Source organism: Gluconobacter roseus (assembly GCF_046058915.1).
In the GTDB taxonomy this organism is placed as follows: domain Bacteria; phylum Pseudomonadota; class Alphaproteobacteria; order Acetobacterales; family Acetobacteraceae; genus Gluconobacter; species Gluconobacter roseus_A.
The window spans coordinates 1490067-1504548 of the sequence record NZ_CP175538.1 but is presented as its reverse complement, the minus strand read 5'-3'; the positions used below and the strand labels follow the sequence as shown (position 1 = coordinate 1504548).

General features: G+C 63.4%; 9 protein-coding genes and 2 pseudogenes. 3 read left to right on the top strand and 8 right to left on the bottom strand.

Going from position 1 to position 14482, the window contains the following annotated elements:
- Positions 1-129: 129 nt before the first annotated feature.
- The 8 genes and pseudogenes from ACJ2A4_RS06925 to gltX form a co-directional block, all read right to left on the bottom strand.
- On the bottom strand, positions 130-471 hold the full coding sequence (locus ACJ2A4_RS06925; RefSeq protein WP_062507646.1) for a DUF1491 family protein: 342 nt from the start codon (positions 469-471) through the stop codon (positions 130-132).
- A 26-nt stretch (positions 472-497) separates the two neighbouring features.
- Complete coding sequence (locus ACJ2A4_RS06920) at positions 498-2246, bottom strand: S41 family peptidase (RefSeq protein ID WP_408872260.1); 1749 nt, start codon at positions 2244-2246, stop codon at positions 498-500.
- A 177-nt stretch (positions 2247-2423) separates the two neighbouring features.
- Positions 2424-5120 (bottom strand): type I DNA topoisomerase, encoded by a 2697-nt coding sequence (topA, locus tag ACJ2A4_RS06915; RefSeq protein WP_408872259.1) that lies wholly within the window; start codon positions 5118-5120, stop codon positions 2424-2426.
- A 25-nt stretch (positions 5121-5145) separates the two neighbouring features.
- Positions 5146-6331 (bottom strand): annotated as a pseudogene (gene dprA / locus ACJ2A4_RS06910) (DNA-processing protein DprA).
- A gap of 45 nt (positions 6332-6376) precedes the next feature.
- Positions 6377-7009, bottom strand: coding sequence for a glycerol-3-phosphate 1-O-acyltransferase PlsY (plsY, locus tag ACJ2A4_RS06905; protein ID WP_408872258.1), 633 nt, complete (start codon positions 7007-7009; stop codon positions 6377-6379).
- Complete coding sequence (locus ACJ2A4_RS06900) at positions 7006-8292, bottom strand: dihydroorotase (protein ID WP_408872257.1); 1287 nt, start codon at positions 8290-8292, stop codon at positions 7006-7008. The genes plsY and ACJ2A4_RS06900 overlap by 4 nt, the downstream gene beginning before the upstream one ends.
- Entirely contained in the window at positions 8289-9230 is a 942-nt protein-coding gene (locus tag ACJ2A4_RS06895; protein ID WP_408872256.1) for an aspartate carbamoyltransferase catalytic subunit, read from the bottom strand. Before ACJ2A4_RS06895 ends, ACJ2A4_RS06900 begins: the two co-directional genes overlap by 4 nt.
- A 23-nt stretch (positions 9231-9253) precedes the next feature.
- Positions 9254-10642, bottom strand: a pseudogene (gene gltX / locus ACJ2A4_RS06890) (glutamate--tRNA ligase); the annotation flags it as partial.
- 213 nt (positions 10643-10855) lie between these two features.
- On the opposite strand from gltX, the gene ACJ2A4_RS06885 reads away from it, so the two are divergent.
- From ACJ2A4_RS06885 to ACJ2A4_RS06875, 3 genes are all read left to right on the top strand, one after another.
- Positions 10856-11443 carry a cupin gene (locus tag ACJ2A4_RS06885; RefSeq protein ID WP_408872255.1) on the top strand — a complete coding sequence of 196 codons (588 nt, stop codon included), beginning with the start codon at positions 10856-10858 and terminating at the stop codon, positions 11441-11443.
- Positions 11440-12165 carry an NADPH-dependent F420 reductase gene (locus tag ACJ2A4_RS06880; RefSeq protein WP_081105817.1) on the top strand — a complete coding sequence of 242 codons (726 nt, stop codon included), beginning with the start codon at positions 11440-11442 and terminating at the stop codon, positions 12163-12165. The genes ACJ2A4_RS06885 and ACJ2A4_RS06880 overlap by 4 nt, the downstream gene beginning before the upstream one ends.
- Before the next feature lie 75 nt (positions 12166-12240).
- Entirely contained in the window at positions 12241-14442 is a 2202-nt protein-coding gene (locus ACJ2A4_RS06875) for a ComEC/Rec2 family competence protein (protein ID WP_408872254.1), read from the top strand.
- Positions 14443-14482: the final 40 nt, after the last annotated feature.

The window sequence follows — 14482 nt, the reverse complement described above, 5'->3', positions numbered from 1 at the left end:
TGCCAACCTTATCTGTGTGTGTTCTTGCCGAAAGCTCGGACGATGGCAACGCATCACACAGCACAATGCCGCATCATGCGGTTTTCTTTATGGCAGGTTCGCCATGTGCTGTGTCTTCCCTCCCACAGTTTATGCCTCTTCGTCCAGATCGAGGCGCCGTGATCCGAGCGTTCGCTCCACGGGCTGGGAGACATCCCGCATCTCCAGTTCGATGATCCACAGGTCCGGATCATATTTCTTCTGGCGCTCCAGATAGGCGTCCACGCTGGCCGGATCGTGGGCGTCCACGCGGGCCCAGTCGGAGCCGTCTTCCCGCAGGACACCGAGTCCTCCCGAACGGTCCGTCAGGACGATCAGAACCGCACCGGCGTCTTCGTCACCTTTCTTCAGGACCATGGCAGACGTGCCGTCCGAGGAAATACGGCGCAGGACAGCCCGTACCCACAGTCCCGTTTTCAATCGTGCGCCCATGACTGTTTTCCGTTCATCCTGCAAGGTTAGTGGAGGGGCGCGCTGTTCTCGTCAGGAACAAACTCCAGAGCCGCCCTGTAGGCGGCGGGGGAAGACAGCAGTGCCCTCGCTGCGTCCATGTCGGCGTCCGAACCGATGGCGGCCGGACAGTGCTTCCGGATCTCGAGGATTTTCGAAACCGGAACCGGATAGCGGGCCGCGCGCGCCATCTGCACGGCCTCGGCCTGCAGGGTGTTTCCCTGCTTGAGCGCAGAGATCTGGGCCTGCAGGGAGTCCGTGCCGAGCGATGTGCAGACCTGCGGCATGACGCCCAGTCCCTGGATCGGCCAGCCAAGTGGAGCCTGATTGCGACTCCACGTCACGAACAGTTCGCCCCCGTTCGGCATCTGTCCGATCACCTGCACGAGTCCCTTGCCCAGCGTCTCGCTGCCGATCACGACGGCGCGGCGATGATCGGCCAGGGCGGAGGCCAGGATTTCAGCCGCGCTCGCTGTCCGTCCATCCACGAGAATTGCCACGGGGGTCCCATTGGTCATGTCCCCACCCTGAACGGCCCAGATGTGGTTGGCCAGAGGGTTTCGGCCATGCGTGGTCACGGCAACCCCGTGATCCAGCAGCAGGGCTGCCGTGGTGACGGCCTGCTGGAGAACACCACCACGATCCCCGCGCAGATCGATGATGATCCCCGCAGCCTTTTTTCTGTCTGCGGGTTGTGAAGGCGCATCCGGCGTCGGCTCGTCCACGACCTGATCAATGTACTGGCTGATTTCCTCGGCCGTCTGGGTCGAAAAGGAGGTGACGCGCAGAACTGTGAAGGGTCCGTCCGTCGAGGCAAACACGGTTTCGGGTGGCACCTGCGCGCGCTCCAGCCGAACGGTCGTCGTCCGGTGTCCTTTCGCGGCGATTCCCAGTGTCACGGCCGTATGTTCTTCACCATCCAGCCATGCCTGAACCGTGGCGACATCCTGACCGCGCGTCGTCCGTCCGTTGACGGAGACCAGACGCTCCCCCATGTCCACGCCGGCTTCCCAGGCGGGGCCGTTGGCGTTAACGGCGGTGATCACGATCGTCCGCCCGCTCTGTCCCAGGCTCAGGCCGACCGTTCCCGTATTGCCGGTCCGGCGTGTGCGGTCCGACATGGCGGGCGAGGGGCCAAGATAGCGGGAATAGGGGTCGAGATGATTGAAAAGCTCGTCAAAGAAGCCCTGCAGAAGGGCATCTGATCCGGCGTCGCGCAGGGTGGAGGAATGCTGCCAGGCTGCCTGCATGGCAGCCGTCACCAGATCGGCCCAGGCGCCGTTGCTGTCCGCGGCAGGCATGGCCCGGCTGAATATGACTGTCTGTCCCTGAAGGACGTTCAGCACGGTCGGGGCATGTGCAGACGCGTCAGCAGTTTTTTCCGCTGCCATGGCAGCACCCGGAGTATGTGCCGTTGCTGGCTCCGAAGCTGCAGACTGCGTTTCGGTAACGGACAGCGTCGGGTCAATGGCTGTCAGACCATCCAGTCCCCAGACACAGAAATCCCGCGCGGAATGGGCTTCAAGCGTGCGCGGCTCCAGAAAGCCGAGAGCTGCAACCAGAACTTCCCGGGTGACGGAGACTGAAAATGCGAGTGGGACAGGTGTGGGCGTGGCGGCGAAGGCGGCCTGCCCGGAGGCGCCGCCGGCAGCGGGAGCCGGCTGTGATCTTGCGGATCCTGTCGGGGCCACCAGAAGAAACATGCAGACCACCAGACACAGGGCCGGGTGACATGCCGCCTCGCGGCTGCGCGGCATGAAAAAGGTCATAGGGCGGACGGCATGACGCAAGACGGGGTCCTTGGAGACGGGACGGCAAAAAACGGCTGCTCCCGTAACGTGACCACGCCACAAACTTCAGCCACGGTAAAGACTTGCCAGACCGAATGTGGGGTCGGGAGTGCCATCTGGCAACACTGCCGACCCGATCTGTTCTCAGTCTTCCGACGACGTGTCGGAGACAGTCTTACGCTTCCGCGGCGTTGTGGTTTTCGTCTTTGTGGCGGTTTTGGCCGGACTGCGCTTTGTTGCCTTCTTCGGAGCCGCCTCATCCTCTTCCACAGACGCAACGGCTTTCTTGGCCTTCGCGGCTTTTGGAGCGGCTTTTTTGGTCGAAGATTTTTTTGCGCCACCTTTCAGTGGCTTGCCCTTCTCCGCCAGAAGCGCCACGGCCTCATCCAGCGTGACCTCGTCCATATCCTGCCCCTTCGGCAGGTTGGCGATCAGCTGGCCATGCTGCGCGTACGGACCAAACCGTCCCTTGCGGATCATGACCGGTTCGCCGTCCTTTGGATGCGGCCCCAGATTGCGGATGGAGGCCAGCTTCTTGGCCAGCGCATCCACGGCACGGTTCAGCCCGACGGTCAGGACGTCATCGTCCTTGTCGAGCGTGCCATAGATGGCGCCCATCTTCACATAGGGTCCAAAGCGCCCCAGACCGGCCTCGATCTTCTCGCCCGTTTCGGGGTGAAGTCCGACCAGGCGCGGCAGGGACAGCAGGCCCAGCGCCTGTTCCAGCGTCATGGTGTTGCCGTCGAGACCCTTGGGAATGGTGGTCCGCTTGGGCTTGGCCTTCTTGTCCTCAGGGTTCGGCTCTCCGCGCTGGATATACAGACCGTAAGGACCGCGGCGGATCGTGACGTCCTCGCCGGTCTCCGGGTCCTGCCCCAGAACCTTCGGGCCATCATTCAGCCCTTCGGTATCGCCTTCCTCGGCCACCAGACGGCGGGTGAACTGGCAGGTCGGGTAGTTCGAACAGCCGATGAAGGCGCCGAACTTGCCCAGCCGCAGACCCAGTCGCCCGGTTCCGCATGACGTGCAGACGCGCGGATCGGCGCCATCGGGACGCGGCGGAAAGAAATGCGGCCCAAGATCCTCGTCCAGCGCGTCGATGACGTCCGAGATCTTCAGATCCTTGGTCTGTGCCACGGCCGCCGAGAAATCGTGCCAGAAGGCGGCCATGACATCGTGCCAGTCGGCCCGGCCACCCGAAATGTCATCGAGCTGCTCTTCAAGCGAGGCCGTAAAGCCCGTATCGACATAGCGCTCGAAGAACGATGTCAGGAACGCCGTCACCAGACGGCCGCGATCTTCAGGAACGAAGCGCCGTGCGTCCAGACGCACATAATTGCGGTCCCGCAGCACACCGAGAATGGAGGCATAGGTCGAGGGACGGCCAATGCCGATCTCTTCCATTTTCTTGACGAGCGAGGCTTCCGAATAGCGCGGCGGCGGCTGGGTGAAGTGCTGCTCGGCTTCCACAGCCCCTGTCGTCAGGCGGTCGCCCTCCTTCATGGGCGGCAGGAGCTTGCCATCCTCGTCCTCGGCCTTCGTGTCGTCACGGCCCTCGATATAGAGCTTGAGGAAGCCGTCGAACGCGATGGTCGAACCCGTGGCGCGCAGAAGCGTCTGGCCGCTCGCATCCGCCAGCGTCACTGCCACCTGATCCAGTTCGGCCGACTGCATCTGCGAGGCGACGGAGCGCTTCCAGATCAGTTCATAAAGCTTCTTCTGCTCCGGCGTCAGGGCATGGGCGACCTGCTGTGGTGTGAGGAACACGTCCGTCGGACGGATGGCCTCATGGGCCTCCTGCGCATTCTTGGCTTTGGTCGAATAGCTGCGCGGATAATCCGGAACGTATTCGTCCCCGAACGCCTTGCCGATATGTCCACGAATGGAGCCGATGGCTTCCTTGGCCATCGTCACGCCATCGGTTCGCATATAGGTGATCAAACCGGTGGTCTCGCCACGCAGATCCACACCTTCATAAAGCTGCTGGGCCGTCCGCATCGTGGTCTGCGCGCTCATGCCGAGCTTGCGCGATGCTTCCTGCTGCAGGGTGGACGTCGTGAATGGCGGCGGCGGGTTGCGCTTGGTGCGCTTGCGCTCGACGGAGCGGACCGTGAACTGTCCACCCAGGACGGTATCGCGTGCACCGAAAGCCAGCTGTTCATTGTTCAGGTCGAACTGGTCGAGCTTCTCGCCCTTCAGATGTGTCAGACGTGCCTGGAATGCCGCCTTGCCCGGTGTCGTGAAGCCGCCGGTGACGGTCCAGTATTCCTTGGGGCGGAAGACTTCGATCTCGGCTTCGCGCTCACAGATCAGACGCAGAGCAACGGACTGCACACGGCCCGCACTCCGGCTGCCAGGCAGCTTGCGCCACAGCACGGGGGAAAGCGTGAAGCCCACCAGATAATCCAGCGCGCGCCGGGCCAGATAGGCGTCGATCAGCGGACGGTCCAGCTCACGAGGCGCCGCCATCGCAGCCGTGACGGCCGATTTGGTGATTTCGTTGAAGGTGACGCGATGGACGTCGACGTTCTTCAGAAGCTTCTTTTCTTCCAGAACGCTGCGGACATGCCAGGAAATCGCTTCGCCTTCGCGATCCGGGTCAGTGGCGAGGTAAAGGTTCTTCGCCCCCTTCAGCGCCTTGGTGATGGCGGAAATCTGCTTGGCGCCGCGCTCGTCCGTCTGCCAGCTCATGGCAAAGTTCTCGTCCGGGCGCACGCTGCCGTCCTTGGGCGGCAGATCCCGCACATGGCCGAACGAAGCGAGCACGGTATATCCGCTTCCCAGATACTTGTTGATCGTCTTGGCCTTTGCCGGGCTCTCGACCACCACAACGTCCGTCATCGCCACTCCGGTATTCCGCGTCACTTCAGTTCGGCAGCAACGCCACGCGTCCGCCGGGCACAAACTCCACGACCCCGCCGAGCTCCAGCTCGGCCAGCGTCGCAAGCACTGCCGACACGGAGAACTGGCAGCGGCGCACCACCTCGTCAACTGCTACAGGCGTTACGGACAGAAGCGCACACACTGTTTTCTGGATCACATCCGGATTAATCCAGTCGTCTTCTGGCGCCGCGCCCCATGCGACCGAAGGCTCGGAAAACCCCGTCAGAAGCGGGTTGTGGCCTGGTGCGCGCTGCCAGGGCGCCGGCTCACGTGGGGGAAGTTCCAGCGGCAGGGCCTGAAGAATATCACTGATATTTTCTGTCAGTGTGGCTTGGCTTGTTTTCAGTAATTGGTTTCCACCCCGTGACCGCGGATCAAGCGGCGAACCGGGCACAACCAGAAGTTCACGGTTGTAGGACTGGGCCAGATCTGCGGTGATCAGCGTGCCGGATCCGAGCGTTGCCTCGATGATCAGACAAGCCTGCGACATTCCGGCAATCAGGCGGTTACGCCGCGGAAAATGGCGGGCCTGGGGCGCAGTGCCCAGCAGCGCTTCCGTCACCAGACAGCCCCGCTCGGCAATCTGCTGCTGCAGGGAGACGTTCTCGGGGGGATAGACATGATCCAGCCCGCCCGCGATGGCTGCGACTGTCAGTCCGGGATGAAGAGCCGCGGCATGGGCCGCCGAGTTCGATTCCCCGTGCCAGCCCGGAAATCACGCAAAGTCCGGCATGTGCCATTTCGGCTGAAAGGCTCTCCGCCATACGGATTCCCGCAGCCGAAGCATTGCGCGCGCCCACGACTCCTACGGAGCGGACCGATAGTTTGCGGACATCTCCAAGGGTGAAAAGGACGGGCGGAGCATCGGGGACATGGGACAATAGAAGCGGATAGGCCGGCTCGCCGCGGATCAGCATGTTTCCGCCCAGTTTTTCAAGGCGTTCCAGCTCCTCCGTCATGCGTGAAACGGATGGAATGACAGGCTCTTCCCGGCGCCCTGCCTTGCGCATCCGGGCTGGCAGGGCCGCAAGAGCTGCCCCCGCGCTGCCATACTGCGTCATCAGTCGCGCAAAGTTGATGGGGCCGACACCAGAGGTCCGCGCCAGACGGAGTGCGTCGATTCGGTCTGTTGCGGACATAACGGGGAAGGAAGCCAAGGACGCTGTCATAAGATCTTTTTCTTAAGACAGATTCCTTAACAGCTACTTAAAAATCTAACGCCGGGAAGCCTGATCCACGTTCACACGCGGCTCCCGCCCCGTCAGAAGCCGGGCAATATTGCCCGAATGCCGGGCCCAGATCAGCAGCGAGACAAGAAGCGTCGCCACGGGGATCGGTGAATGCAGCGGATGACCCGACAGCAGAACCATCAGCACGGGAGCCAGCAGGAACGCCGCCAGCGCTCCGGCCGAAGAAATCCGGCTCAGACGCGCGACCAGCAGCCAGACCGCGCAGCAGGCCAGCCCAACCGGCCAGGACAGAACCCAGATCGTGCCCAGTCCCGTGGCCACGCCCTTGCCGCCGCGAAATCCGAGCCAGACCGGAAAGCAGTGCCCGATGACGACGGCCACGGCCGCTACGGCCATGGTCGTCTCATTCGCTTCAGGAAAGAAAAACCGGGCGATCAGGACAGCCACGGCCCCCTTGAGGGCATCAAGAAGGAGCGTGGCCGCTGCCAGTCCACGACGCCCCGTGCGCAGGACATTGGTCGCGCCGATATTGCCCGATCCGATCTTGCGGATGTCGCCGCCTCCGGCCAGCGCCGTCAGAAGCAGACCGAACGGAATGCTGCCGATGACATAGGCCACGAGAGACAGCAGGATCAGTTGTGCCTGAAAGCCGCTCATGCGGCCGCATCCGGCTGGTCATCGGCCGTGAAGACCTCCACGCCGCGCTTGAACGTGCGCAGGACACGGCCTTTCAGATCCCGCCCATCAAAAGGCGTGTTCTGCGCCCGGCCCGGAAGTTCCCCGGCCATGACGGTCCATGATTTGTCCGGATCGAACAGGCAGAGATCGGCATCGCTCCCGACTGCCAGCGTTCCGGCCTCAAGGCCGAGCAGTCTCGCTGGAGCGGACGTCACTAGTCGCAGTGCATCAATCAGCGGCAGCCCGGTCCCAAGCGTGACGCCCAGTAGCGTGACTAGCCCCGTTCCACCGGCCCGCGCCTGTGCAAACGGCAGTCGCTTGTCATCCGCATCCGCCGGGGCATGATCTGACGCTACGGCATCAATCGTCCCATCCGCCAGCGCAGCACAGACGGCCTTGCGGTCCGCTTCGTTGCGCAGGGGAGGTGACAGTTTCGCATAGGTGCGGAAATCGCCGATATCGTCTTCCGTCATGGCGAAATAGGGTGGTGCCGTATCGCAGGTCACACGAATACCGCGGCTTTTGGCCTCGCGGATTAGATCCAGGCCTTCCGCCGTCGAGACATGGGCGAAATGCAGACGCGCCCCCGTCATGTCCGCCAGACGCAGGTCGCGTGCGATCATGATGGCCTCGGCTGCCGCCGGAACCTGAGGCAGCCCCATCCGCACGGCACGCGCGCCAGCCGTGGCACAGGCGCCCTTGGCCAGCGACGGCTCTTCCGGATGCTGAACCACGATGGCGTCCAGAAAACGCGAATAGGACAGCAGATTGCGCATCTGCTTGGCATCAGCAATGGCCCGCGTTCCGTCCGTGAACGCGACTGCTCCGGCGTCCCGCAGCAGCCCGAGCTCAGCCATCTCGCCGCCCTCACAGCCGCGCGTCAGCGCGCCATAGGGATGGATCGAGACCATACCTGTCTCTTCGCCACGGACCCGCAGGAGATGCACGAGGGCCGGGTTGTCGATCGGGGGCGAAGTATTGGGCAGGACCGCCATGGTCGTGATGCCGCCCGCGACAGCTGCCCGCGCGCCAGAGGAGACGCTCTCACGGTATTCCGATCCCGGCTCCCCGAGAGCCACGCGCATATCCACCAGTCCCGGACACAGGACTGCGCCCGCGCCATCGATGACCCGCGCTCCTTCAGGAACCGAACCATCCTCGCAGGTGACGATCCTGCCCTGACGCACCACAAGCCGCCCGGTCTCGTCGCGACCGGTGGCCGGGTCGATCAGGCGGACATTTTCAAAAACGATATCACTCATACCGGCATCCGTGCCCGGGACAGCCGGTCCAGAACCGCCATCCGCACGGCCACGCCCATTTCAACCTGTTCGGAAATCACACTCTGGTCCGAATCCGCCACGTCCGAGGCGATTTCCACCCCGCGGTTCATCGGCCCTGGATGCATGACGAGTGCGCCGGGTTTCGCCAGTGCCAGACGCCGGCGGTCCAGACCGAAGAAGCGGAAATACTCACGGGCACTGGGCACCAGACCGGCGCCCATGCGCTCTTTCTGAAGCCGCAGGGACATGACGACATCCGCGCCTTCGAGCGCCTGGTCCATGTCGGAATACAGTTCGACATTGCCAAGCTCAGCCATGACACCGGGCAGCAGCGTCGGCGGTCCAGCCAGACGCACCCTATTCCCGAATGCCGTCAGCAGATGGATGTTGGAGCGTGCCACGCGGCTGTGTCCGACATCGCCGCAGATCGCCACCGTCAGGCCTTCAAGACGGCCAAAATGACGGCGGATCGTCAGCGCATCAAGCAGCGCCTGTGTCGGATGTTCATGCGTGCCATCGCCCGCATTGACAACACTGGCCTCCACCTTCTGCGAAAGTAGGGCAGGGGCGCCGGATTGTGCATGCCGCACGACTAGCAGATCGCAACGCATGGCGTTCAGCGTTGCTGCCGTATCCAGCAGCGTCTCGCCCTTGTTCACCGAACTCGTGGCGACGGACATGTTAATGACGTCCGCGCCCAGCCGCTTGCCCGCGAGTTCGAAACTCGTGCGGGTGCGGGTGCTGTCTTCGTAGAACAGGTTGATGACCGTCCGTCCCCGCAGCGCATCACGCGGCGCGGAACGCGAACGGCTCAGAAGCGCGTAGCTTTCCGCCAGATCGAGGAACGGCACGAGCTGTTCAGCCGACAGCCCCTCGATTCCCAGCAGATGCCGGGGGACGGAAGGCCGCTCAGGCATCGACGGACCCGGAAGCGAGAACGGCTGGCAATACGGGCCAGAACCTCGTCCCGTCCCAGCGCCGACAGCGTCAGGTCAATACCCGGAGATGTCGTGGAGCCCGTCATGGCAGCACGCAGCGGCTGGGCCACGGAGCCGAGTTTGATTTCGTGCTTCTCGGCATAGGCGCGCAGCGTGGCGTCGATGGCTTCGGGCGTGAAGTCCGGCAGCGCAGCCAGTTCCTTGCCGACGCCTTCAAGAACCTTACGTCCGTCCTCTCCGAGCAGCTTCTCGGCCTTGGGCGTGAAGGTCAGCGGCAGGGCGAAGCCTGCAAAAGCCGCATTATCCGCCAGTTCGACCAGCGTCTTGGCGCGTTCCTTGAGGCCCGGCATCATCGCAAGAATGCGCGCGCGGGTTTTGTCATCCGTCACCACGCTCTCGCGGCCCTGAAGGCGCTCCATGACGTCATTGGTCAGGCGCGCGTCATCAGCCTGACGCATCCAGATTCCGTTCAGATGCGCCAGCTTGACGTAATCCATGCGCGACGGGGAGCGACCTACGCCGTCCAGATCGAACAGCTTGATCTGCTCTTCGCGGGAGAGGACTTCGGCATCGCCATGACCCCAGCCCAGACGCAGCAGGTAGTTGCACAGGGCTTCCGGAAGATAGCCTTCCTCGCGAAAATCCACGACCGACTGTGCGCCGTGACGCTTGGACAGCTTGGCGCCATCCGGTCCGTGGATCAGCGGCAGATGTGCGAAATGCGGCAGATCCCAGCCCATGGCGCGATAGATCATGGCCTGACGGAAGGTGTTCGTCAGATGATCGTCACCGCGCATGACATGGGTGATCTCCATGTCATGATCGTCAACAACCACGGCATGCAGATAGGTCGGCGTGCCATCGGAGCGCAGCAGGATCAGATCGTCCATTTCCGCATTCGCCACGCGGACTTCGCCCTGCACCAGATCCTTGATGACGGTCTCACCCTCACGCGGTGCCTTCAGACGCACCACATAAGGCGCGCCTTCAGGGGCCTCGGACGGATCGCGGTCACGCCAGGTGCCGTCGTAACGGGGCGGGCGCTTCTCGGCCATGGCTTTCTCGCGCATGGCGGTCAGCTCTTCCGGCGTGCAGAAGCACTTATAGGCCTGCCCCTTTGCCAGAAGCTCCAGCGCGACTTCCGTATGGCGATCCTGACGGGCGGACTGGAAAACCGGCTCCGCATCTGCCTCGATCCCCATCCAGGCCAGACCGTCAAAGATCACGTCCACGGCCTTCTGGGTGGAGCGTTCCTTGTCGGTGTCCTCGATCCTCAGAAGGAATTCGCCGCCGTGATGGCGTGCAAAGAGGAAATTGAACAGGGCGGCGCGGGCATTGCCGACATGCAGCAGACCCGTCGGGGAGGGGGCAAATCGCGTACGGATGGTCATGTCGCCGTCATATCACGCTCTGCCCCGCGCTTCCATCCGCCAGCGCAGGGTCCTGTTTGCGGCTCCCCGGTCTGGCGATCGCCGGATTGTTCGGGAAAACCGTCAAAACGCCGTGTCTTACAAAAAGCTAAGCCTCTTCAAGCGCGTGTGATTTCCTGTCCTTTCCCGAACCTGCCTATCCTGTACCTCAATAGTCCGGATGGTGCCTTTTCGATGAACCGACGCGATTTCAACGCCCTGCTGGCAGGGCTGGGACTGACCTTCGGAGAGGGCAGGATCCATCATGCGAGTGCCACGACATCGCACGTGGACGTCTTTACGCTGCGTGCCAATGACTGGGTGCCGAACAATCCGGATCTTCCCGTCATCGTCTATCGCAATGCGCTGGAAGCGGGGCCGGACCGTGAATCGGTCTATGAGGACCTGTTCGCCCATAACGGCTGGCCACCGCAGTGGCGGAACGGCGTCTATCCGTTTCACCACTATCACAGTCTCGGGCATGAAGTTCTGGGCTTTTCCAACGGGTCTGCCCGTCTCATGCTCGGGGGGCCGAAGGCCCGGACGGTCGAGGTGCGTGGTGGCGATATCGCCCTGCTTCCGGCGGGGACGGGGCATTGCAACCTTGGCTCGGACGAAGATTTTACCGTCATCGGCGCTTATCCGCCCAACCAGTCCTTCGACATTCTCCGTGCTGCGCCCACAGCAGAACAGAGCGCCCGCATCCATGACCTGCCGTTCCCGAAAACCGATCCGGTTCAGGGCGGAGCAGGCGTCCTTGCACGGGAATGGCACCCCTCATGACAGCCTTTCCGCTTAGACGACGTCCCTTCCTCGCAGCGCTCGCGGGTCTGGCCACGGTCAGCAGCGCCAGTGCGGTTGAGAGCACAGGCCAGAAAACCCGGATCGGCATCATCGGCACAGGCCATGTCGGTACGACCCTGGCGGAACTCTGGGTCCATGCGGGCTATCACGTCATGGTCTCGGCCCGTTCCCTGACCGAGGCGCAGTCGCTCGCCACATCGCTTGGTCCGCTCGCCACCGCCGGAACCCCGGCCCAGGCGGCGGCTTACGGAGATATCGTGGTCCTCGCCGTGCCCTATGGCGCCATTCCGCAGCTTGGCCCGCAGCTCAGCCGGACGCTGCTGGATAAGGTCGTGCTTGATCCGTCCAATCCCTATCCCTGGCGGGACGGGGCGATTGCGGATACGGCGCAGAAGGATGGGGCGGGTGTGACGACCCAGCGTTATTTTCCGTCCGCGCATGTGGTCCGGGCGTTCAATTCCATCGACATGACCATGCTCCGTTCTGAAGCGCATCGTGCGGCGCCCCTTCTGGCCGTGCCGGTTGCGGGAGATGATGCGCAGGCCGTGTCGCAGGTGGTGGCGCTGGTGAGGGCGGCCGGATTCGAGCCTGTCGTGACCGGAAATCTCGCGACCGCAAAGCTGTTCCAGCCGGGCAGCACCGGATTCGAGCTGGAACAGGATGCTGCTGGTCTGAAGCAGGCGCTTCACCTGCCGCAGTAAGGGAGGTCTGTTCGGGATGCGTCGGCCTCGAGTGAGGAGGCGCGTCCTGCGGAAAAATCCGTTACGGTCCTGTCCGTGAAGACAGAGCCCCTTTCCGTTCCGGACCTCGATACGGACGAACTTCTGGCCAGTGCAGAGTCCCCTGACGCTGCACTGACGCCACCGTCCGCCATCATCCAGGCCTTTCTGGATCAGGGGCGGCAGATGATCTGCTGGCTTCCGGTCGCGGTTGGGCTCGGGGCCATGCTGTATCTGGTTCTGCCGTTCGAGCCTTCTATCCTGTGTATTGTGTTTGTCACGGTTCTGCCGATCCTGATGGGGGTTGCCTGTTTCTGGTGGGGCTGGCAGCGGCTGTTTCCGCGTCTGCTGGGATTTGTGATGCTCTCTTCGGCGATCGGGTTTGGCGATCTGGCGTTTCAGGCCCGGATGCAGCCGCCGATGCCGGCCCTGCCGACCCATGCCACTGTTGTGACCGGGCGCGTCCAGTCGCTGGAAATCCTGCCGCCACGTAATGATGACGAGGATGACGGCCATCGCGTGACTTTGGCGGATGCCGTGTTCGAGACGCCTGTCGATGCCGGGATGGCGCCGTTACGCCGGACGCTGCATATCCGTCTGCGCGATGATGACGACCTGCTTCCCGAGTCCGGAAGCACAATCCGCCTGCGCACCATGCTGCGCGCACCGCCGCCGCCTTCCTGGCCCGGCGGGCGGGATCTTCAGCGGGAAGCCTGGTTCTCGGGGCTGGCCGGAAGCGGCTATGCGCTAGGGCTGGCCAGCCTTTCAGGCGCGCCCTCCCGCCAGTCCTGGATTGAATCCCTGCGCGAAACCGTGGCTCTGCGCGCCAATGCTGCGCTGTCTGACCAGACCGCTGCCATTGCCGCCACGCTTCTGGCGGGAGAGGCGGGGAGCATCGACCAGCATACGCGCGAGACGTTTTCCGCTTCGGGGCTGGCGCATCTTCTTGCTGTGGCCGGGCTGCATCTGGGGCTGGTGATGGCGGCTGTCATTGTGACGCTGCGTTGTGGTCTGGCCGGCATCGAATATATCGCCCTGCGCTGGCCATGCCGACAGATTGCCGCCGTTGCCGGCCTGCTGGCCGGGGCGGGTTATGTGATGCTGACAGGCGCGCATCTTCCCAGCCTTCGCGCGCTGGGCATGGCCAGTATCGTGACGCTGGCCATCGTGACCGGACGGCGCGTCCTCTCCATGCGCTCGCTGTCCATCGTGGCGCTCCTGATCCTGCTGGTTTCGCCGGTTTCGGTCGTCGATGTGTCCTTCCAGATGTCCTTTGCCGCCGTGATGGGGCTGATCGCGGGCTATGGTGCCTTGCGTGAGCCACTTATGCGCCTGCGGGGTGAGGGGGAGTGGTATCGCGTTGTCGCGTCCCATTGTGCTGCGCTTGTCCTGACCAGCCTTCTGGCAGGGCTGGCGACCCTGCCGGTCAGCATGGCGCATTTTGGCGCGCTTCAGCCCTGGTTTGTGCTGGCCAATCTTGTGGCTGTTCCGCTGGCGGCGGTCTGGATCATGCCAGTGGGGCTTCTGGCCCTCGTGGCGATGCCGTTCCATGCCGAAGCCCCGTTCCTGAAGCTCATGGGCGTAGGAATCCGGATCGTGCAGGCGTTGGCGGAGCGTGTGGCGGCGTTTCCGATGGCGCACCAGCCTGTTCCCGCCATGCCGGGCTGGGGCCTGCTTCTGGTGATGCTCGGACTGTGTTTCCTGTGCCTGTGGAAGGGCAGGGTGTGCCTTACTGGTCTGCTGCCAATCGCGGTCGGGCTGGCCTCGATCTGGCTGGCGCCGAAGCCGGATATTCTCGTTTCCCCGGATGCGGGACTGATGGCCGTGCGTCGTCAGGGTGTGCTTCTGGTCGGATCTCATTCCAGTCTTCAACGCCGCACACTGGAAGACTGGCAGCAGGCCCTTGCCCTTCCCACGGCGCCGCTGCCGCCAGACTGTCTGTCGGGACCGTGCCGGATGTCTTTTGGCGCGCAGACTATCCTGCTGCGTGTACGTGATGCTTCGGATGGCAATACGCTGCCGAGTGCGAAGCAGTGCGAGGGCGTGAGCCTGTTCATCAGTGCCTCACCTGCGCGGAAAGGCTGCCCGGATGTGCCGTCCATCGACCGTTTTTCGGTCTGGCGGGATGGGGCTTACAGCGTGTTTGCGGGGCGCGGTCTTACGGTCGTGTCGGATCGGAGCTGGCGGGGCAACCGGCTCTGGGTGCCGCCCGTGGGCTGGCATGGCATGCCCAACCTGCCTCTGGCCCAGTCTGAGTGAGCATCTCTCAACCTTTTGGAAAGCAATCGCCCTGTAGGAT

What these genes read in the sequence shown, in the direction of transcription:
- ACJ2A4_RS06925 (WP_062507646.1), bottom strand. Translation starts at nt 471, where the DNA reads ATGGGCGCACGATTGAAAACGGGACTGTGGGTACGGGCTGTCCTGCGC.
- ACJ2A4_RS06920 (WP_408872260.1), bottom strand. Translation starts at nt 2,246, where the DNA reads ATGCCGCGCAGCCGCGAGGCGGCATGTCACCCGGCCCTGTGTCTGGTG.
- topA (WP_408872259.1), bottom strand. Translation starts at nt 5,120, where the DNA reads ATGACGGACGTTGTGGTGGTCGAGAGCCCGGCAAAGGCCAAGACGATC.
- plsY (WP_408872258.1), bottom strand. Translation starts at nt 7,009, where the DNA reads ATGAGCGGCTTTCAGGCACAACTGATCCTGCTGTCTCTCGTGGCCTAT.
- ACJ2A4_RS06900 (WP_408872257.1), bottom strand. Translation starts at nt 8,292, where the DNA reads ATGAGTGATATCGTTTTTGAAAATGTCCGCCTGATCGACCCGGCCACC.
- ACJ2A4_RS06895 (WP_408872256.1), bottom strand. Translation starts at nt 9,230, where the DNA reads ATGCCTGAGCGGCCTTCCGTCCCCCGGCATCTGCTGGGAATCGAGGGG.
- ACJ2A4_RS06885 (WP_408872255.1), top strand. Translation starts at nt 10,856, where the DNA reads ATGAACCGACGCGATTTCAACGCCCTGCTGGCAGGGCTGGGACTGACC.
- ACJ2A4_RS06880 (WP_081105817.1), top strand. Translation starts at nt 11,440, where the DNA reads ATGACAGCCTTTCCGCTTAGACGACGTCCCTTCCTCGCAGCGCTCGCG.